Raw genomic sequence first — 17,967 nt, 5'->3', positions numbered from 1 at the left:
CAAACGGAGGGTTAAGAGGTGGATGGATTCTGCACGTTCCCGCGCTACGGGTAAAACGTCATTCCGGCATAAGGCTTGGCGCGACAGGCTTGCAGCCTTGAGGCCAGGTCGCCGACGTGGGCTTCGAGCTTGTGGCCATCGGGGTCGAGAAAATAGAACGAGGCACCTTCACTGCGGTTGTCGCGCCATTCTTCTACCTGCGCCGCTCGCAGGCGCTCTACGCACCTGGTGAAATCAGCCGCCGCCACGGTAAACGCGTAATGGGTGTAATCGGCGGCCGGCTTCGAATCGCGCAGTGGATCGAGCGATAAACATAACCAGAGCCCCGGCAGTGAGAGATAGGCGCCGGAGTCCCAAGTGGCATCGAGGTGAAGTTGCAGCAGCTCATGGTAGAAGTGGATGCTGCGCGGCAAGTCGGTGACGGCCAGGGTCAGGTGGTTGAAGCCAGAGAGCATGGATACTCCTTTCACAATCGGAGCGCCCCCTGACGAACGGGGGAAACCAGGGACGCGGTGACAATGTAGTATGTTGCACTACATGTCACTACAACGAGGTCGTCATGTCTGTCATGTCCCTACGTATACCGGAAGATATCGCCGATACGCTTGCCAGTCTCGCCAAGGCCACCGGGCGCAGCAAATCCTTTCTGGCGGTTGACGCATTACGCGAATACCTCACGCGCGAAGCCTGGCAAATTGAGGAAATTCAAAAAGCATTGAAAGAAGCGGATGCGGGTGATTTCGCTACCGCTGCCGAGGTAAAAGCTGTCGCTGATAAATGGCGCGCCAATGCAGGTTGAGTGGCTGAGGGCAGCCCTCAGGAACCTTGACGATGAAGCGGCTTACATTGCCGAAGAAAATCCAAAAGCTGCCCATGAATTTGTCCAGGCGATCTTGACTGGGCTCCAACAGATTGCTGAGTTTCCAGCGATGGGAAAAGAGGGACGCGTGCCAGGGACTCGCGAATGGGTCGTGCCTAGATGGCCCTACATTGTCCCGTATCGCATCCGAGGGGGCCGATTGCAAGTCATGCGGATCTTCCATACCCGGCGCCAGCCACCCGCATCCTGGTGATGAAGGCTCAGATTTGTAACACCCCCTGCACCCGCCCAATCAACCACTGCAACCCCGAATCCCCACCCCGCCGTGCATGCCACGCCAGTTCGAACGCAAACGACGGAATATGAAAGGGCGGCGAGACCGCCAGCAGATCCTCTTGATCAACAGCTAGCAAGCCTCGGGAAGACACGGTCAGGATCAAGTCCGTGCCGCGGATCAACTGCGGCGCCACGCCCCAGTGCGGCAGGCTGATCGCCACATGCCGACGCTCGCGAATCGCTGTCAGCGCCCGCTCGATTTCCGGCGTGCCGCTGCCGCGCATTTCCAGCAATACATGGGGACGTGACAGGTAGGTGGGCAGATCCAGTGTGCCGCTTGCTGGAAGGCTGTCGCGGTCGACCAGGCAGGTGTAGTGCTCTTCGAACAATGGCGTAGTCCGCAGTTCGGCGGGCATGTCGGGGAATACGCCAGCCGCCAGGTCGAGATCGCCATTGAGCACCCCGTCCACCATGCCCTCCCGGCTGGCCTGGATGATTTGCAGGTCGATACCCGGTGCTTCGCGGCGCAGCACTCGCACCAGGTCGGGTAGGAAAATCGCCGCGCTGTAGTCAGACATCGCCACGCGAAACCTGCGCTTGGCCGACGCCGGGTCAAAGCGATTCGGCGCCAGCAACGCCTGCACCTGAGCCAGGGCTTCGGCCAGTGGCGCGGCCAACTCCAGCGCGCGGGCAGTCGGCACCAGGCTGCCACCTTGGCGCACCAGCAGCGCATCACCGAGCAGGTCACGCAAACGCGCCAGCGCATGGCTGACTGCCGGCTGGCTCAGGTGCAAACGCTCAGCCGCACGGGTGACGTGTTGCTCGCTGAGCAAGGCGTCGAGGATCACCAGCAGGTTGAGGTCGATGCGGCGCAGATCATTCATCAGCTGCATGCTCGGCATAAGAACTTGGAATTTAAATTTGCTCGACGAATAGCCTAGAGTCCAGAAAAACCTCTGGGAGATTCGACATGACAACGCTGCATTGGGTGGGCTTATTGGCGCTGGCGGTCATCGCCGGCGCGGTGGTGCCGTTTCAAAGTGCGATCAACACCAACCTCGGACGCGGCCTCGGCCATCCGCTGTGGGCCACGTTGGCGTCGTTGCTGGTGAGTATCATCGTGTTACTGCCGGTGATTCTGGCGCTGCGCCTGCCGCTGCCGAGCCTGGCGTTTATCAGCAAGGCGCCGTTGTGGATGTGGGCCGGTGGCGCGTTTGGCGTGTGTTTTATTTCCCTGGCGTTGATGCTGTTGCCCAAGCTCGGCGCCTCGGGATTTATCGCGCTGGCCATGGCCGGGCAGATTCTGGCGTCGCTGGTGCTGGATCACTTCGGCCTGTTCGGCCTGGTGGAGCGCCAACTGACAACGCCCCGCGTGCTGGGGGCGTTGTTGTTGATCGGCGGCGTGGTGTTGATTCAGTTCAGCGCCACACCGGCCCGTGCGTTGGCAACCGCGGGATGATCAGCCCTTATCGAGGGTGCGCAGTTTTTGCGGCAGGCCCCACAGCAGCAACGCCGCCGCCAACAGTGCACACACGCCAATCACATACAGCGCCGGCGTGGTGCTGCCGGTGAGGTCCTTGATCCGCCCCACCATCACCGGGCTGACAATGCCACCGAACTGACCAAGGGTATTGATCACCGCAATACCACCCGCCGCGCCGGCGCCAGCACCTGCCAGCAACTTGGGTGGCAGGGTCCAGAAGGTCGGGATCGAAGCGATGATGCCCGCGCCCAACATCCCCAGGGCAATGATCAGGAAGGTGGTGTGATCGGCAAAAATACCGGCACTGAAGAAGCCCACCGCCCCGAGCACCACCAGCCCACAGACGAACTTGCGCCGCTCGCCCGTGGCATCCGACAGCCGCCCGATCACCACCATGCTGATGGCACCACACACATAGGGAATCGCCGTGAGCAGGCCGATCATGACCGGGCTCTGGGTGCCGGCGCTGCGGATCAACTGCGGCGCCCAGAAGTTGAGGCCGTAGGACGCCACCTGGATCAGGAAGTAGATGAAACCGAGCATCAGGAAACCAGGAATACGGATCGCCGACAACAGCGAGCCACCGTGCTGGTTCGGCTCATGCTTGGCGATGCGGCTCGACAACAACGCTTTCTCCGCCGCCGTCAGCCAGTGGGCGTCTTCGATGCGATCCTTGAGCAAGGTCAGCACCAGGAAACCCAGGCCGATACACGGCAAGCCGCCGAGCAGGAACAACCAGTGCCAGCCGCGCATCTGGAAGACACCGTCGAGGTGTTCCAGCACCAGGCCGGAGAACGGTGCGCCCACCAGACCCGCAAAGGCCGAGGCCAGGAACAGCATCGAGGTGATGCGCCCACGGAAATGCTGCGGGAACCATAAGGTCAGGTAATACAGCACGCCTGGCGCAAAACCCGCCTCCATCGCGCCGATGATGAAGCGCAGGCCGTAGAACTGCCACTCGGCCGTGACAAACACCATGGCCGCCGTCGCCAGCCCCCACGACATCATGATCCGCGCAATCCAGCGTCGGGCGCCGACCTTGTACAGCATCATGTTGCTCGGCACTTCGAAGATCACATACCCCACCACAAACAGCCCGGCCCCCAGGCCGTAGGCGGTGTCGCTCAGGCTCAGGTCAGCCTGCAACTGGAACTTGGCAAAGCTGATGTTGATCCGGTCAAAAAACGCGAACAGGTAGCACACCATGATCAGCGGCATCAGGCGCCAGGCGACCTTGCTGACCAGGGCTTTTTCGGCATCGATTTCAGCGGCCGGGCGCGCGCCGGCCTCCAACGTATTAGTGCTCATGGTTTCTCTCCAGCGGGCTGCTCACAGGCGCCCGATTGTTTTTGTTGTCTGGTGCGGTGTTACAGCGTGGCGATGTAGGCAGGCGGTGGATGCAGATCGCAGTTGCGTCCGGCCTTGGCCACCTGGCCAGGCAGTTCGTGTCCCAACAAGCCCGGCAAGCGGCGAGACATGTGCAGTAAGTGCGGCAGGTCGATACCCGTATGAATCCCGACTTCATCACACAGGTTAACCAAGTCTTCGGTGCAGATATTGCCCGACGCCCCCGGCGCAAACGGGCAACCGCCCAAGCCCCCCAGCGCTGCGTCAAAACGCCGGGCGCCGGCTTCATAGGCGGCCAGCACATTGCACAAGCCCAGGCCCCGCGTGTTGTGGAAATGCAAGGTCAAATCGCTGGCGGACACACGCTCCAGCACGCGTTTGACCAGGCGTGCCACCTGACGCGGATTGGCCATGCCAGTGGTGTCCGCCAGGCTGATGCCCTGGATGCCTAGCTCTTGATACGCCTCGACAATCTGCAACACGCGGCCTTCATCAATCTTGCCTTCGAACGGACAACCGAAGGTGGTGGCGATGCTGCCGTTGAGCCTTACCGGGTAATCGCGGGCAAAACTAACGATGTCATCAAACGCCGCCAATGACGCTTCGCAACGCATGCGCATATTGGCCAGGTTGTGGGTCTGGCTGGCAGACATCACCAGGTTCAGTTCATCGGCGCGGGACGCGATGGCACGCTGTGCGCCCTTGAGGTTGGGGATCAACGCTACGTAGATCACACCCGGCTTGCGCTCGATGCCCTGGAACACTTGCTCGCCATCACGCAACGCCGGAATGGCCTTGGGCGAGACGAACGAACCGGCTTCGATCCGCGAAAAACCGGCGAGGGACAGCTGGTCGACCAGGGCGATCTTGTCGGCCGTCTCGACCCAGGTCGGCTCGATCTGCAGGCCGTCGCGCGGCGACACTTCTTGCACGATCAGCGCGTCGGAATAATCAGCAATCATTGCACCACTCCCGAGGTTTTCAGGCGTTGGATATCGGCAACCGTCATACCCAGATCGCCGAGGATAGCGTCGGTGTGCTGGCCCAACGTCGGGCCCTGCCAATTCACGCCGCCGGGGGTTTCCGAGAGCTTGGGCACGATGCCCGGCATCTTCACCGACACACCGCCGGGCAGTTGCGCAGTGAGCAACATGTCACGCGCCTGGTAGTGTGGGTCACTGACGATATCGGCCACGGAGTAGATACGTCCGGCCGGCACTTCGGCAGCTTCCAACGCGCTGAGCACTTGGTCGATGGGCAGGCTGCTGGTCCAGTGGGTGATCGCGGCGTCGAGCAATCCACTCTTGGCGGCGCGACCATCGTTGTGGGCGAATTCAGGTGCTTCGGCCAGGTCGGCACGGCCGATGGTAAGCATCAGGCGTTTGTAGATCGGGTCGCTGTTGCCGGCGATCACCACATAGGCACCGTCGGCCGTCAGGTAGGTGTTGGACGGCGCAATGCCCGGCAAGGCGCCGCCGCTGCGTTCGCGCACATGGCCGAGCATGTCGTATTCCGGCACCAGGCTTTCCATCAGGTTGAACACACTTTCGGCCAGCGACACATCGACAATCTGCCCATCGCCCTGCCCCGTCTTGACCCACAGCAGCGACATCAGCGCGCCGATCACACCGTGCAACGACGCCAGGGAATCGCCCAGGCTCACGCCCACTCGCGCTGGCGGTGAATCCGGGTTACCCGTGGTGTAGCGAATGCCGCCCATGGCCTCGCCGATCGCACCAAAGCCCGGACGATCGCGGTAAGGGCCGGTCTGGCCATAACCAGAGATACGCACCAGCGTCAGCTTGGGGTTGAGGGCATGCAGCACGTCCCAACCGAGGCCGAGTTTCTCCAGGCCACCGGGCCGCAGGTTTTCGATGAGCACGTCGGCGTCGCCGAGCAGTTGCTTGATCAGATCCAGGCCTTCCGGCGACTTGAGGTCCAGCGCCAGCGACTTCTTGTTGCGCGATTGCAGGTACCACCACAGCGACGTGCCTTCGTGCAGCTTTCGCCATTTGCGAAGCGGGTCGCCCTGGCCCATGGCTTCGATCTTGATCACCTCGGCGCCAAACTCGGCCATCAGCCGGGCGGCGAACGGCGCGGCAATCAGGGTGCCGATCTCGATCACCTTGATACCGCTCAGGGGAGCCGTCATGGGGTGTACCTCTTATTCTTGGAATGTGATGCCAAGACTAGAGGCCAGGTGCAGGAGAAATCCAACCGTCAGTTGGCAAGGAGCGTTCGCTAAACGCGAACACTCAGATAATCGAACAGCAACCGACTGACCGGCGACAACTGCGCCTCATCACGCACCACCAAAATCAAGCTGCGATCCGACCAGTCATCCGTCAGCGGCACGGCATGCAAACCCAGTGCACGACCAAACAGCTCATAGGCTTTCTGCGGCAGGATACCGATGCCCATGTTCGCCTGGACCATCCGGCACATCGCATCGAACCCCGGCACATGGATGCGCAGGCGCAGCATCCTGCCCGCCTCGCGCGCGGCGGCGTGGGTGCGCATGTTGATGGAGCTGGCGGCGTGCAGGCCGACGTAATCACTGTCCAGGGTATCGACAAACGCCAGGGTTTTGCGCGCTGCCAGCGGGTGGTCCGCCGGCATCAGCACCACTAGCTTGTCGTGGCGATAGGTCACGCTGGGCAGGCCTTTGGTGTCGGTGTCACTGGAGCAGATGCCCAGGTCCGCCACGCCGTCCAGCACGCCTTGCACCACGCCATTGCTGGGACGTTCTTCCAGGTCGGTTTTTACTTCGGGATGCCGCTCGGAAAAATCCCGCAGGTCTTCCGGAAGGAACTGAATGATTGCCGACAGATTAGCCAGCATCCGCACGTAGCCCCGTACGCCGTGGCTGTGTTCGCCCAGTTCCAGGCCCATCTTCTCGACGTTGAACAGCATCTGCCGCGCATGGTGCAACAGCGTTTCACCAGCGGCCGTCAGGTCCATGCCCTTGGCCCGCCGCACGAACAGGCTGACGCCCAGCACCTGCTCCAACTCCATCAAGCGCTTGCTGGCGGCCGACACGGCAATGGCTTCGCGGTTGGCGGCGCGGGTCAGCGTGCCTTCCTCAAACACCGCGACGAACAGCTGCAGCGTGATCAGGTCCAGCCGCCGTACCAGGCTCTTGTGCAGCATCAGCGACGCTCGCTGGCCAGCCGATTGATCTCGGCCTGCTCCACCACCGGCTGCGGCGCGCCTTGGCTCGCGGCCTGCAACATCGCCCGGCCCACTGTCTCGGTGCTCACCACCCAACCCGGTTTCAGCCGCCGCACAAACGACAACAGGGGGCCAAGCACCGAGTAGAAGGATTGGTAAAGCGGAGTCTTCGAACGCACGCCATGCAAGGGTTGGATGACGCCCGGACGGAACAGGTACACCGCCTTGAACGGCAGGCGCAGCAACGCGTTCTCGGTCTTGCCCTTGACCCGCGCCCACATCGACTTGCCCGCCTCGGAGCTGTCGGTACCGGCGCCGGACACATAGATAAACGTCATCTGCGGATTGAGCCGCGCCAGGGTGCTGGCGGCGACCAGGGTGAGGTCGTAGGTGAGGTGGGTGTACTTGACTTCATTCATCCCCGCCGACGAAACGCCGAGGCAGAAGAAACACGCATCAAAGCCTTGCAACAGGTTTTCCAGCGGCTGGAAATCCAGCATGTCGCTGTGCAACACCTGATGCAGCTTGCCGTGTTCCTGGCTCAGGGCTGTGCGGCCGACAGCAACGACTTCCTGCACGTCGGCGGCCAACAGGCACTCACGCAGCACGCCCTGGCCGACCATGCCGGTGGCGCCGAATAACAGAACTCTCATGGGTTGGTTCCTTGGTTACAAACGATTAGCCGCACGTTAGAGACAAACACACTATCAGCTTGTAGCTTACCGCTGAAAAAGGAAAAGTCGGCCCTTGAACAATACCACCACCCTTGCCCTGGCCTGCAGCGCCGCCTTCCTCGCCCAGGTCGGCATCAGCAGTTACCTGCCCGCCGTCCCGGCCATTGCCCACGCCCTCCCCGCCGCCGAAGACCATGTTGCCCTGGCCCTGGCGATTTACTTGGTCGGCATGGCTTTGCCGATGTTGCTATGGGGCAGCCTAGGTGAGCGTTTTGGGCGCAAGCCCGTGCTGCTGGCTGCACTCACCGTGTATGCGCTGGCCAGTGCAGCAATCCCCTTGGCGTTCAACGTTGAAACCTTCCTGTCATTGCGGCTGATTCAAGGCTTGGGCGCTGGCGGTGTTTCGGTGATGGCGCGGGTGTTGGTGCGCGACAGTTTCAGGGGTGCGCTGTTGGCCAAGGGTTTGTCGTGGCTGGGCATGACCTTCGTGGTGGCCTTGGGTATCGGGCAGTTCGCCGGTTCATTGTTGCAGGTGGCGTTCGGCTGGGAGGCGATCTTCTATGGGTTGGCGATTGGCGCGGTTGGGTTGATGCTGGTGTTGCACCGCGTAACGTTCCCGACGCTGGTGAAAGTCGACTTACGGGTCCGCGCCCGGCGCGTCTACGCCACGATCGTTCGGCATCCGCCGTTTCTGCACGCCGCCTTGGCCGGTGGTTTGGGCTACGGGGTGATCATCGCGTTCAACACCTGCGCGCCGCTGATCCTGCAGGGCCGTTTCGAGTGGAGCGCGGCGCAATATGGTTGGCTGGGCTGGCCGATCAGCGCGGCGTATCTCGCGGGGGCGTTGATGGTTAATCGCTTCGTTGCTCGTACGGGTCGGCTGAGGATGATGGGCTGGGGCGTCACCCTGGTATTGCTGGGAACGGCGGTGATGCTGCTCGGCAGTCTGTTCGCCAGCGGGCTCGCCATGTTGCTGTGGCTGCCATATTGCCTGGCGGTGTTCGGGCAATCGATGAGTTATCCGATCAGCCTGTCCGTGGCCAATGATGAAGCGCCGGTGAGCGGGTCCTACGCCATGGCCTTGAGCGGCTTCATGCATCAGCTGATGGCCGCGTTGATCGGCGGTGTGGCGAGCCTGCTGGTGAGTCAGCAGGCGTGGCCGTTGGCGGTTTTATGCCTGGTGTTGGCGGGCGCTGCATGCGTGTGCGTCGCCCGCTGCCACGCGGATCAGAATGCGCTGCGAAAGATCTCCTCAATCTGACGCTGATCCGCCCGCCGTGGGTTGGTCAGCCCACAGGCATCCTTCAGCGCGTTGGTCGCGAGCAAGGGAATGTCCTGCAACTTGGCGCCCAGCTCGCGCAGTCCGGCCGGGATCTCGACATCATGGGCCAGGCTGCGAATCGCGGCGATGGCGGCCTGGGCGCCTTCTTCATCGGTGACGCCCTTGACGTCGGCACCCAACGCACGGCCTACGTCGCTCAGGCGTTTGGCGCTGACGCTGGCGTTGAAGCTTTGCACATGGGGCAGCAACACCGCGTTGCAGACGCCGTGGGGCAGATCGTAGAGACCTCCCAATTGGTGCGCCATGGCGTGTACAAAACCCAGGGATGCGTTGTTGAAGGCCATGCCGGCGAGGAATTGTGCATAGGCCATGTTCTCCCGCGCGGCCATGTCGCTGCCATCGCGCACCGCCAAGCGCAGGTTGGCGCTGATCAGTTCGATGGCCTTGATGGCACAGGCGTCGGTGATCGGGTTGGCGGCGGTGGACACGTAGGCTTCGATGGCGTGGGTGAGCGCGTCCATGCCGGTGGCGGCAGTGAGGCCCTTGGGCATGCCAACCATCAGCGCCGGGTCATTGACCGACAGCAGCGGCGTGACGTTGCGGTCGACGATGGCCATTTTCACGTGGCGGGTTTCGTCGGTGATGATGCAGAAACGGGTCATCTCGCTGGCGGTGCCGGCGGTGGTGTTGATAGCCACCAGCGGCAGTTGCGGTTTGGCGGACTGGTCGACGCCTTCGTAGTCACCGATATGCCCGCCGTTGGTGGCGCACAGCGCTATACCCTTGGCGCAGTCATGGGGTGAACCGCCGCCCAGGGACACGACGAAATCGCAGGCGCTTTCCTGCAACAGCGCCAGGCCTTTCTCGACGTTTTCCACATTCGGGTTAGGCTTGGCGCCGTCGTAGATCACCGAGTCGATGTCCTGCATCGCAAGTTTCTCGGCAATCATGCTCGCCACGCCTGCCTTGGCCAGGCCGGCGTCGGTGACGATCAGCGCCTTGCGAAAGCCGTAGTTGCGAATGGCGGTCATGGCTTCGTCGAGGCAGTCGATGCCCATGATGTTCACGGCGGGGATGAAGAAGGTGCTGCTCATGGTCAATCCTCAGAGGCTTTATGCCTACAGCATCAACCTGCTCCAGCCTCCGTATCTTGATCAGGATCAACGCCGAGCCGTGATAAAGTCTCCGTCCAGCCGATTTCGAGTAGACCCGCCGCAATGAAGGATTTCCAGGATATTGACGCCCACCTTGAAGACTGGAGCGCAGTGCGCAGCAGCACGGACTTCAGCGGGATTCTGATCGGCAATGGCGCGAGCCGTGCCATTTGGGAAGACTTCGCCTACGACTCGCTGTTCGAAAACGCCCGCACCGTTGAGGAAAAGCCCCTCAGCCAATCCGAACTCAGCGTGTTCGACGCCCTGCAAACCCGCAGTTTCGAGCAAGCCCTGGGCGCGTTGAAGACCACCAGCCGGGTCAACAAGGCCCTGGCGGTCAGTTCGGCGGCGCCGCGCAATCGTTATTACGCGATCAAGGAAGCCTTGATCAATACCATCCACGCCGTGCATATCCCGTGGCGCCTGGTACAGCCTTCGACGCTGGCGACGATCAACGCAGAGCTGAAAAATTACTCGACGGTATTCACCAGCAACTACGACCTGCTCAATTATTGGGCGATTTTGCACGCGCCGGGCATCGACGACCTGTTCCGCAGCGCCGACGCCAGCTTCGACCTGCGTGACACCCGTACCGATGCCACACGCATCCTCTACCTGCACGGCGGCCTGCACCTGGTGCGCAACCTGGATGGTACCGCGCGCAAATTGCCGACCACCGACAGCACCTTGCTCAGCAGCTTTGCGATCAACAACACGATCAAGACTCTCGATGACGTGCCGCTGTTTGTCAGCGAGGGCAAGGTTGAGGAGAAGCTCAAGACCCTCCGCAGTTCGGATTACCTGTCGTTCTGCTATGAGCAGTTGCTCAGCCACGAAGGTGCACTGTGCATCTTTGGTCATGACCTGGGAGCGCAGGATAAACACTTGGTGGATGCGATTCGCCAGGCCAAGCTGACCACGCTGGCGATCTCGGTGTCGGGGCGCAGTGAGGGGTTTATCCGTCAGCAGAAGCGGCGGTATTCGGAGTTGTTCGATGGGACGGGTGTAGAACTGAAGTTCTTTGCGGCGCGCACGCATCCATTGGGTCATCCTGCCCTGTCCGTCCCTGTCGAACGCTGATCACGCTTCGCTGCTGTGCACCACCACCAATAGCTGTGCCTGCACCGGCCCCACCGAGCGCAATCGATGGGGCTTCTGCGCATTGAAGTGCAGTGCATCGCCACGCTCCAGGATCACCCGCTCATTCATGAAATCCACCTCCACCTGGCCTTCATGCACAAACAGAAACTCCTCCCCCACATGCTCCTTGAAGGTCTTGTCGGTGAACTCCGCCGGCGGGTAGATGATGAACGGCAGCAGGCTGCGTTCACTGACCTGATGGGCCAGCACCGCATAACACGGTGACGTGTCCGGCCGCTCATGGCTGCGCACCAGGCTATAGCTGTCGAGGCTGACGCTGTCTTCGCTGAACAGTTCTTCGACCTTCACGTTCAGCGCCTTGGCCAGTTTCAGCGCGGCGGCAATCGACGGCGTGTTGAGCCCGCGCTCGACCTTGGACAGATAACTCTTGGTCATCCCGGACTTTTCGGCCAGGACATCCAACGTCACACCAAGTTTTTTTCTCAATAATTTCAAACGGATAGACATGCGCTGCGATTAATCCATACAGGAAGCGATGAGCTGTGCTTGCCAATGACACAAAGTGTCATATAGCATCATTAGTGTCATTTGCAGCCACCGAGGGCACCCGATATGGCCAAGACATTAGCACTCCCAAAAGACCAACTGGTCAAGCAAGCACTGGTCCAGATGCAAAACACCCTGGCGGATAATACGTGGACCGTTCGGCAAAAGCTGGCGCTCACGTGTCGCATCCTGTTCGAAAATGGCCACGACTCCGGCCTGGCCGGGCAGATCACTGCGCGCGGGCCGGAGCAAGGCACCTATTACACTCAGCAATTGGGCCTGGGTTTTGATGAGATCACGGCCAGCAACCTGTTGCTGGTAAACGAGGATCTTGAAGTATTGGAAGGCCACGGCATTCCCAACCCGGCCAACCGTTTTCACAGTTGGGTATACCGTGGGCGGCCGGATGTGAACTGCATCATCCACACTCACCCGACCCACATCGCCGCGCTGTCGATGCTGGAAGTGCCGCTGCAGGTGTCGCATATGGACCTCTGTCCGCTGTACGAAGACTGCGCCTTCCTGGAGGCCTGGCCAGGTGTGCCGGTGGGCAATGAGGAAGGGGAAATCATCACCACGGCACTGGGTGACAAACGCGCGATCCTGCTCTCACACCATGGCCAGTTGTCCACCGGGGCGAGCGTCGAGGAAGCCTGCGTGATCGCGCAGTTGATCGAGCGCGCGGCCAAATTGCAGTTGCTGGCGATGGCGGCTGGCACCATCAAGCCGATCCTGCCGGAACTGGGGCGCGAGGCCCATGACTGGATCTCCCGGCCCAAGCGCCACGGCGCCGCGTTCAACTACTACGCCCGGCAGAACCTGCGTCAACACGCCGATTGCCTGAACTGACTTGCCCTTTTTCGACCGGAGACTTCCCATGTCCAGCCCTAACATTCACGGCATCATCGGCTACACCATCACCCCGTTCAGCGCCGACGGCCAACGCATTGACCTCGACGCCCTGGGCCGCTCCATCGACCGCCTGATCGACGGCGGCGTACACGCCATCGCGCCACTGGGCAGCACCGGTGAAGGTGCCTATTTGAGCGACGCCGAGTGGGACGAAGTCAGCGCCTACAGCCTGGCAAAAATCGCGCGGCGCGTGCCGACCATCGTCAGCGTGTCCGACCTCACCACCGCCAAAGCCGTACGCCGCGCCCGCTACGCCGAGGCCAATGGCGCCGATGTGGTGATGGTGCTGCCGACTTCATACTGGAAACTCAGCGAAGCAGAAATCATCGCCCACTACGCGGCGATCGGCGACAGCATCGGCGTGCCGATCATGCTCTACAACAACCCGGCCACCAGCGGCACGGACATGTCGGTGGACCTGATCCTGCGCCTCATCAAGCAGGTGGCCAACGTGACCATGGTCAAGGAAAGCACCGGGGACATCCAGCGCATGCATCAGCTACATCGCCACAGCGACGTGCCGTTCTACAACGGTTGCAACCCGCTGGCGCTGGAAGCCTTCGCGGCGGGCGCCAAGGGTTGGTGCACGGCGGCGCCGAACCTGATCCCACAACTCAACCTGGCGTTGTATGAGGCGGTGTTGGCCAATGACCTGACCCAGGCGCGGGAGCTGTTTTACCGCCAGTTGCCGTTGCTGGACTTCATCCTCAAGGGTGGGTTGCCGGCGACGATCAAGGCCGGGTTGCGGTTGACCGGCTTGGAAGCGGGTGACCCGCGTCTGCCGATGTTCCCACTGGGCGAAGCCGGGATTGAACACTTGAGAAACCTGCTGACAACCGTCTGAAAAAGACGGCAGGAGCCGGATATCCGGCTCCGACAAAATAAACGAGACAAATGACAATGGTTCTCGATACCATTCACGACTTTCTCCACGTCGTGCTTCGTCAAGAAGGATATCCATGTCTCGTCCCAAGCCCGACCCGTTGTCGGCCGATGCCTTTCGCGGGTTCTATACAGACATCCTGTATTTCCTGCGCAAGCGCACCGACAACGCCAGCGACGCGGCGGACATGACCCAGGATGTCTTCACTCAGTGGCTGGACTACCGCGACCGGGCCAAGGTCGAGCAGCCACGGGCATTTCTGTTCCAGATGGCGCGCAACCTGCTGCGTGATCACTGGCGCAAACAGAAGGTACGGCACACCGTCCACTCCGATCAGGCCGAAATGGACGCCGAGCCGGTCACCGACGAGCAAAACGATCCCATGGCCGCCGTGCAGCGCTTGCAACGCCTGGAACAGTTGAAAGAAGTCCTCGCCGAACTCTCGCCCCGCAGGCGAGAAGCCCTTATGCTGCACCGCTTCGAAGGCTTGAGCCAGGCGCAGATCGCCGAGCGCATGGGCATTTCGACCAGCATGGTGGAAAAGCACATCGCTTTTGCCCTGTTGCATTGCAAGCGACGCCTTCAACACGAACCCGGCACGGAGCAGCCAGAATGAACCGCCTGAGCGACACCGACGTGCTCGACATCGAAGACAGCGACGCCATCGATGCCCAAGCCGCCAGCTGGTTTGCCCGCAACCGCAATAATGACGCGGGGCGTGCCGACCGCAAGGCCTTTGCCACCTGGCAAGCCGAGCCCGCCCACGCCCGCGCCTATGCCGAATTCGAGCAACTGTGGGCAGACCTGGCCCAGTTGCAGCAACTGAACAAACCCGTGGCGCTGCCCAAGCGCAAACCGTCGGCGTGGCGCCCTGCCCTGGCCGTGGCCGCCGCCCTGTTATGCGCGGTCATGACCACACCTATCGGCGCGCCCCGCGAGCTGTATCACACCCAGGTCGCAGCCCACGCCAAAGGCATGCGCACCCTCAACCTGCCCGACGGCAGCACCTTGTATGTGAATGCCAACACCCGCGTGCGCGTAGATTTCACCGCGCACCAACGCATCGTGCACCTGGACAAGGGCCAGCTGTACCTCGAAGTGGCCGCCGACAAGGAACGACCGCTGTTCGTGCAAGCCGGCGAGGCCAATGTACGCGTGGTCGGCACCGGCTTCGATGTGCGCCGCAGCCAGCAGCAACTGGTGGTCAGCGTCGCCCATGGGCAGGTCGCATTCGAGCCGGACGCCAAAAGCCCGGTCACCCTGCTGGGCGCCCAGCAACGTGCGATCTTCAGCTACGCCAAAGGCACGTTGCAGCAGCAAACCCTCACCGCCGAGGAGGTCGCCGACTGGCGCAGCGGCCACCTGTCGTTTCGCAACCGCGAGTTGGCCAGCCTGATCGATGAGCTGAGCCTGTATCGCCCACAGGCGCCGTTGCAGGTCAGCAACGCCGTGGCGCACTTGAAGGTCTCGGGCAATCTGGATGTGAATGATCCCGACGCGCTGCTCAACGCCCTGCCTGCCCTGCTGCCGGTGAAAACCGTGGCGTCGGCCGATGGCATCGTAAGGATCGAACCGAAATAACCCTGCAACATTCTTATTTGAGAATATTTTGCATTCACAGGTGTGGTTTTTTCGACCAGCCCCGTCTTCCCCCGGTCTGCGTTTGATACGCACACCTTTTCGGCCATTTGGCCACACCGGGGGATTTCATGTTTCGCGCGCCTTGCCACGCTTCGCACCTGTTTCTTCGACCGACGCTCATCGCTAGCTGCCTGGTATTGAGCCTCAGTGCCCAGGCCGACTCGCTCACGCTGCAACTGCCTGCGCAGTCGCTGGCCACGTCCCTGAGCCAGGTGGCGCAGCAGGCGAAAATCCAGCTGCTGTTCGATGAAGAACTGCTCAAGAACGTGCAGGCGCCGGCACTCAACGGCGACTTCACGCCGGAAGTGGCGATTCGCACCCTGCTGAAAAATGGCGAGTTCACCCTGATCAAGGTCGGGAGCACCTATGTCGTGCGCCCCGATGAGGGCAAGACCACCAACAGCGGCGTTGTTCAACTGGATGCACTGAGCGTGATCGGTACCGGTAGCCAGGTCGACTCCAGCACCGTGGGCCGCTCCACGCTGAGCCAGGCGGATATCGACCGCTACCAGCCCGATAACATTCCTTCGCTGTTGCAGACCCTGCCCGGGGTATCCATGGGCGGCTCACCCAAGCCTGGCGGCCAGACCATGAACATCCGCGGCATGGGCGATGCCGAGGACGTGCCAATGACCGTGGATGGCGCGGCCAAAAGCGGTTTCGAGCGTTATCAACAAGGCACTATCTTCATTGAACCCGAGCTGATCAAAAGTATTGAGGTGGAGAAAGGCCCTTACTCGCCATTTACCGGCAACGGCGGTTTTGGCGGCACGGTCAACATGATCACCAAGGACGCACCGGACCTGCTCAAGAACGGGCAAAATGCCGGGGCGATGGTCAAATACGGCTACGCCAGCAACACCCACGAGCAGGTCTACACCGGCGCCGTGTATGGCCGCACCGACGACGGCCGCATGGACGGCCTGGCCTACCTGACCAAGCGCGACGGCGACGACCTCAAGCTTGCTGGCACACCGCCCGACCCGCGCAATCAATACCCGATCAACCCCAAACGCTTGCCCAACAGCGCACAGGATGTCGAAGGCCAGCTGTTCAAGTTCAACGCGTACTTCACCGACGAACACAGCATGGGCCTGTCTTACTCACGCGCTCAGAGCCAGCGTATGACACCGTTCTCGGCAAAGTCCTACCCCTCACCACCGACACAATCGGCCATCGACCGCTACGGGTACGCCACGGCGGTGTCTCGCTTCCTCGCCGACCGCGACACAGTGGACACCACTTGGTCGAGCAAGTACGAATACCATCCACTGAACAACCCGCTGATCGACCTGAAACTAAGCTACTCAGAATCCAATACCGACCAGACCGATAAACGCGCCGAGAATGCCGTCATTGGCCTGGCCACCGGTGGACGCAAGATGGACACGTCCTACACCGACCGCATCCTTGAATTGCGCAATACCAGCCTGCTGACCACCGGCCCGTTGGAGCACGCGGTGACCACTGGCGTGCAGATCCGCAAGCACAAGCGCGAAACCGAGAGCTGGATGCCAGGCGCGACCTACAACACCGCCAGATACAACTATGGGCATTTCCAGCCGTATTTCATGCCCCACGGCAAGGTCGATAGCAACGCGTTCTACATCCAGGACGCGATTACCCTGGGCGACGTGACCATTACGCCGTCCCTGCGTTACGACCACGTGCGCAACCGCGGCGAAGCCAACGATGCGCCGTACTACAGCAGCCCTGACCCGAAAGTGGGCCACGACTACAGCGACCGCACTTACACCGGTTGGTCGCCGCGCCTGGCGGCGTTCTGGAACGTGACCCCGGATGTGGCGTTCTTCGCCAGTTGGAACCGCACGTGGCGTGCGCCGGTGATCGATGAACAGTACGAAGTCCAGGGCGCTATCAGCACCCGTAGCGCCACCAGCCTGAACCTCGACCCGGAGCGCATTACCGCGATTACCGCGGGCAACGTCACCAATTTCTCAGGCCTCTTCACCCGTGAAGACAACTTGCAGTTACGCACCACTTTGTTTCACAACCGCATCGAAGACGAAATCATGAAGGCCACCGGCATTGGCTGCGAACGGCAGTTGACCGTGCCAGGCAGTATCGATTCGGTATGCAGTGACGCGGCATCCAGGACCAACTATCGCAATGTGGGTGGCATGACCATCAAGGGCTTCGAGCTGGAAAGCTACTACGACTCGACCTACCTGTTCGGTTCCCTGACTTACTCCTGGGCCACAGGCAAACGCGACAACCCCTACACCAATCCCTGGGCGACCAACCTGCACGTATGGGCGCGGGATATCCCACCGGCAAAATGGGTGGTGGTGCTGGGTACCAAGATCCCGAGCTGGGACGCGCAGGTGGGCTGGCAGGGCCAGTTCGTACGCAAGACCGATCGCGTGCCCACCGATGTTTACGCGGGCGGTTTGAACTCCACCATCGGCGACTTTATCTACGACCAGACGGAGAACGCCAGCTACGACACGCAAGGCCTGTTCGCCAATTGGAAACCGCAGCAGGCCGGTCTCAAGGGCACCGAGATCAACTTCACCGTCGATAACCTCTTCAACCGCTTCTACCAACCTGCACTCAGCGGCGAAGGTGTCTACAGCCAAGGCCGCAACGCCAAGATCAGCATCACCCGCTTCTTCTGAAAAACTGTACGGATAAATCCGCACCCAGCTGTAGGCCC

At 61.4% G+C, this 17,967-nt stretch carries 19 protein-coding genes; 10 read left to right on the top strand and 9 right to left on the bottom strand.

What is annotated here, in order from left to right:
- Nucleotides 1–44: 44 nt before the first annotated feature.
- Complete coding sequence (fos, locus tag ACP7EW_RS12175; protein ID WP_426217251.1) at nucleotides 45–455, bottom strand: fosfomycin resistance glutathione transferase; 411 nt, start codon at nucleotides 453–455, stop codon at nucleotides 45–47.
- 104 nt (nucleotides 456–559) lie between these two features.
- Here fos and ACP7EW_RS12170 point away from each other — a divergent pair, with 104 nt between their 5' ends.
- Nucleotides 560–799 (top strand): CopG family ribbon-helix-helix protein, encoded by a 240-nt coding sequence (locus ACP7EW_RS12170; protein ID WP_177114963.1) that lies wholly within the window; start codon nucleotides 560–562, stop codon nucleotides 797–799.
- Nucleotides 789–1,073 carry a type II toxin-antitoxin system RelE/ParE family toxin gene (locus ACP7EW_RS12165; RefSeq protein ID WP_033902682.1) on the top strand — a complete coding sequence of 95 codons (285 nt, stop codon included), beginning with the start codon at nucleotides 789–791 and terminating at the stop codon, nucleotides 1,071–1,073. Before ACP7EW_RS12170 ends, ACP7EW_RS12165 begins: the two co-directional genes overlap by 11 nt.
- A gap of 7 nt (nucleotides 1,074–1,080) precedes the next feature.
- Here the strand turns inward: ACP7EW_RS12165 and ACP7EW_RS12160 are convergent, their stop codons facing one another.
- Nucleotides 1,081–1,989 (bottom strand): LysR family transcriptional regulator, encoded by a 909-nt coding sequence (locus tag ACP7EW_RS12160; protein WP_426217248.1) that lies wholly within the window; start codon nucleotides 1,987–1,989, stop codon nucleotides 1,081–1,083.
- 77 nt (nucleotides 1,990–2,066) lie between these two features.
- Between ACP7EW_RS12160 and ACP7EW_RS12155 the strand changes: the two genes are divergently transcribed.
- Nucleotides 2,067–2,555: a DMT family transporter gene (locus ACP7EW_RS12155; protein WP_426217246.1), complete on the top strand. Its 489-nt coding sequence runs from the start codon at nucleotides 2,067–2,069 to the stop codon at nucleotides 2,553–2,555.
- Here ACP7EW_RS12155 and ACP7EW_RS12150 read toward each other — a convergent pair whose 3' ends face one another.
- From ACP7EW_RS12150 to ACP7EW_RS12130, 5 genes are all read right to left on the bottom strand, one after another.
- On the bottom strand, nucleotides 2,556–3,887 hold the full coding sequence (locus ACP7EW_RS12150) for an MFS transporter (protein WP_016975128.1): 1,332 nt from the start codon (nucleotides 3,885–3,887) through the stop codon (nucleotides 2,556–2,558).
- A gap of 59 nt (nucleotides 3,888–3,946) precedes the next feature.
- Complete coding sequence (locus ACP7EW_RS12145; RefSeq protein ID WP_426217244.1) at nucleotides 3,947–4,888, bottom strand: hydroxymethylglutaryl-CoA lyase; 942 nt, start codon at nucleotides 4,886–4,888, stop codon at nucleotides 3,947–3,949.
- Nucleotides 4,885–6,078, bottom strand: coding sequence for a CaiB/BaiF CoA transferase family protein (locus ACP7EW_RS12140; protein ID WP_426217241.1), 1,194 nt, complete (start codon nucleotides 6,076–6,078; stop codon nucleotides 4,885–4,887). The genes ACP7EW_RS12145 and ACP7EW_RS12140 overlap by 4 nt, the downstream gene beginning before the upstream one ends.
- A gap of 89 nt (nucleotides 6,079–6,167) precedes the next feature.
- The gene (locus tag ACP7EW_RS12135) at nucleotides 6,168–7,076 is read right to left on the bottom strand and encodes a LysR family transcriptional regulator (RefSeq protein ID WP_033902688.1); all 909 of its coding nucleotides are present in this window, start codon (nucleotides 7,074–7,076) and stop codon (nucleotides 6,168–6,170) included.
- The gene (locus ACP7EW_RS12130; RefSeq protein WP_426217239.1) at nucleotides 7,076–7,750 is read right to left on the bottom strand and encodes an NAD(P)H-binding protein; all 675 of its coding nucleotides are present in this window, start codon (nucleotides 7,748–7,750) and stop codon (nucleotides 7,076–7,078) included. Before ACP7EW_RS12130 ends, ACP7EW_RS12135 begins: the two co-directional genes overlap by 1 nt.
- Before the next feature lie 94 nt (nucleotides 7,751–7,844).
- On the opposite strand from ACP7EW_RS12130, the gene ACP7EW_RS12125 reads away from it, so the two are divergent.
- Nucleotides 7,845–9,032 carry an MFS transporter gene (locus ACP7EW_RS12125; protein ID WP_426217237.1) on the top strand — a complete coding sequence of 396 codons (1,188 nt, stop codon included), beginning with the start codon at nucleotides 7,845–7,847 and terminating at the stop codon, nucleotides 9,030–9,032.
- Here the strand turns inward: ACP7EW_RS12125 and yiaY are convergent.
- Nucleotides 8,999–10,147 carry an L-threonine dehydrogenase gene (yiaY, locus tag ACP7EW_RS12120; RefSeq protein ID WP_314525745.1) on the bottom strand — a complete coding sequence of 383 codons (1,149 nt, stop codon included), beginning with the start codon at nucleotides 10,145–10,147 and terminating at the stop codon, nucleotides 8,999–9,001. The two genes, ACP7EW_RS12125 and yiaY, sit on opposite strands and share 34 nt — an antisense overlap.
- A gap of 123 nt (nucleotides 10,148–10,270) precedes the next feature.
- Here yiaY and ACP7EW_RS12115 point away from each other — a divergent pair, with 123 nt between their 5' ends.
- The gene (locus ACP7EW_RS12115; RefSeq protein ID WP_426217235.1) at nucleotides 10,271–11,287 is read left to right on the top strand and encodes a DUF4917 family protein; all 1,017 of its coding nucleotides are present in this window, start codon (nucleotides 10,271–10,273) and stop codon (nucleotides 11,285–11,287) included.
- On the opposite strand, the gene ACP7EW_RS12110 is transcribed toward ACP7EW_RS12115, so the two are convergent.
- Complete coding sequence (locus ACP7EW_RS12110; RefSeq protein WP_426217233.1) at nucleotides 11,288–11,815, bottom strand: helix-turn-helix domain-containing protein; 528 nt, start codon at nucleotides 11,813–11,815, stop codon at nucleotides 11,288–11,290. It abuts the gene before it with no gap.
- 105 nt (nucleotides 11,816–11,920) lie between these two features.
- Between ACP7EW_RS12110 and ACP7EW_RS12105 the strand changes: the two genes are divergently transcribed.
- The 5 genes from ACP7EW_RS12105 to ACP7EW_RS12085 all read left to right on the top strand — a co-directional run bounded on the left by ACP7EW_RS12105 (nucleotide 11,921) and on the right by ACP7EW_RS12085 (nucleotide 17,929).
- The gene (locus tag ACP7EW_RS12105; protein ID WP_033902694.1) at nucleotides 11,921–12,703 is read left to right on the top strand and encodes an aldolase; all 783 of its coding nucleotides are present in this window, start codon (nucleotides 11,921–11,923) and stop codon (nucleotides 12,701–12,703) included.
- A 28-nt stretch (nucleotides 12,704–12,731) separates the two neighbouring features.
- Entirely contained in the window at nucleotides 12,732–13,610 is an 879-nt protein-coding gene (locus ACP7EW_RS12100) for a dihydrodipicolinate synthase family protein (protein ID WP_426217231.1), read from the top strand.
- A 115-nt stretch (nucleotides 13,611–13,725) separates the two neighbouring features.
- The gene (locus tag ACP7EW_RS12095; RefSeq protein ID WP_016975119.1) at nucleotides 13,726–14,265 is read left to right on the top strand and encodes an RNA polymerase sigma factor; all 540 of its coding nucleotides are present in this window, start codon (nucleotides 13,726–13,728) and stop codon (nucleotides 14,263–14,265) included.
- Entirely contained in the window at nucleotides 14,262–15,230 is a 969-nt protein-coding gene (locus ACP7EW_RS12090) for a FecR family protein (protein WP_426217229.1), read from the top strand. The genes ACP7EW_RS12095 and ACP7EW_RS12090 overlap by 4 nt, the downstream gene beginning before the upstream one ends.
- A gap of 128 nt (nucleotides 15,231–15,358) precedes the next feature.
- Nucleotides 15,359–17,929, top strand: a complete 2,571-nt coding sequence (locus ACP7EW_RS12085) for a TonB-dependent hemoglobin/transferrin/lactoferrin family receptor (RefSeq protein WP_426217227.1) — start codon at nucleotides 15,359–15,361, stop codon at nucleotides 17,927–17,929.
- The last annotated feature ends 38 nt before the right edge of the window (nucleotides 17,930–17,967 follow it).

Origin of the sequence: Pseudomonas sp. DWRC2-2 (genome assembly GCF_049897885.1) — a bacterium.
GTDB lineage: Bacteria > Pseudomonadota > Gammaproteobacteria > Pseudomonadales > Pseudomonadaceae > Aquipseudomonas > Aquipseudomonas azotoformans_A.
This window is presented reverse-complemented; position numbering and strand designations above follow the sequence as displayed.

What these genes read in the sequence shown, in the direction of transcription:
- ACP7EW_RS12160 (WP_426217248.1), bottom strand. Translation starts at nt 1,989, where the DNA reads ATGCAGCTGATGAATGATCTGCGCCGCATCGACCTCAACCTGCTGGTG.
- ACP7EW_RS12135 (WP_033902688.1), bottom strand. Translation starts at nt 7,076, where the DNA reads ATGCTGCACAAGAGCCTGGTACGGCGGCTGGACCTGATCACGCTGCAG.
- ACP7EW_RS12100 (WP_426217231.1), top strand. Translation starts at nt 12,732, where the DNA reads ATGTCCAGCCCTAACATTCACGGCATCATCGGCTACACCATCACCCCG.
- ACP7EW_RS12155 (WP_426217246.1), top strand. Translation starts at nt 2,067, where the DNA reads ATGACAACGCTGCATTGGGTGGGCTTATTGGCGCTGGCGGTCATCGCC.
- ACP7EW_RS12095 (WP_016975119.1), top strand. Translation starts at nt 13,726, where the DNA reads ATGTCTCGTCCCAAGCCCGACCCGTTGTCGGCCGATGCCTTTCGCGGG.
- ACP7EW_RS12115 (WP_426217235.1), top strand. Translation starts at nt 10,271, where the DNA reads ATGAAGGATTTCCAGGATATTGACGCCCACCTTGAAGACTGGAGCGCA.
- ACP7EW_RS12150 (WP_016975128.1), bottom strand. Translation starts at nt 3,887, where the DNA reads ATGAGCACTAATACGTTGGAGGCCGGCGCGCGCCCGGCCGCTGAAATC.
- ACP7EW_RS12105 (WP_033902694.1), top strand. Translation starts at nt 11,921, where the DNA reads ATGGCCAAGACATTAGCACTCCCAAAAGACCAACTGGTCAAGCAAGCA.
- ACP7EW_RS12130 (WP_426217239.1), bottom strand. Translation starts at nt 7,750, where the DNA reads ATGAGAGTTCTGTTATTCGGCGCCACCGGCATGGTCGGCCAGGGCGTG.
- ACP7EW_RS12145 (WP_426217244.1), bottom strand. Translation starts at nt 4,888, where the DNA reads ATGATTGCTGATTATTCCGACGCGCTGATCGTGCAAGAAGTGTCGCCG.
- ACP7EW_RS12110 (WP_426217233.1), bottom strand. Translation starts at nt 11,815, where the DNA reads ATGTCTATCCGTTTGAAATTATTGAGAAAAAAACTTGGTGTGACGTTG.
- ACP7EW_RS12090 (WP_426217229.1), top strand. Translation starts at nt 14,262, where the DNA reads ATGAACCGCCTGAGCGACACCGACGTGCTCGACATCGAAGACAGCGAC.
- ACP7EW_RS12170 (WP_177114963.1), top strand. Translation starts at nt 560, where the DNA reads ATGTCTGTCATGTCCCTACGTATACCGGAAGATATCGCCGATACGCTT.
- fos (WP_426217251.1), bottom strand. Translation starts at nt 455, where the DNA reads ATGCTCTCTGGCTTCAACCACCTGACCCTGGCCGTCACCGACTTGCCG.
- yiaY (WP_314525745.1), bottom strand. Translation starts at nt 10,147, where the DNA reads ATGAGCAGCACCTTCTTCATCCCCGCCGTGAACATCATGGGCATCGAC.
- ACP7EW_RS12085 (WP_426217227.1), top strand. Translation starts at nt 15,359, where the DNA reads ATGTTTCGCGCGCCTTGCCACGCTTCGCACCTGTTTCTTCGACCGACG.
- ACP7EW_RS12165 (WP_033902682.1), top strand. Translation starts at nt 789, where the DNA reads ATGCAGGTTGAGTGGCTGAGGGCAGCCCTCAGGAACCTTGACGATGAA.
- ACP7EW_RS12140 (WP_426217241.1), bottom strand. Translation starts at nt 6,078, where the DNA reads ATGACGGCTCCCCTGAGCGGTATCAAGGTGATCGAGATCGGCACCCTG.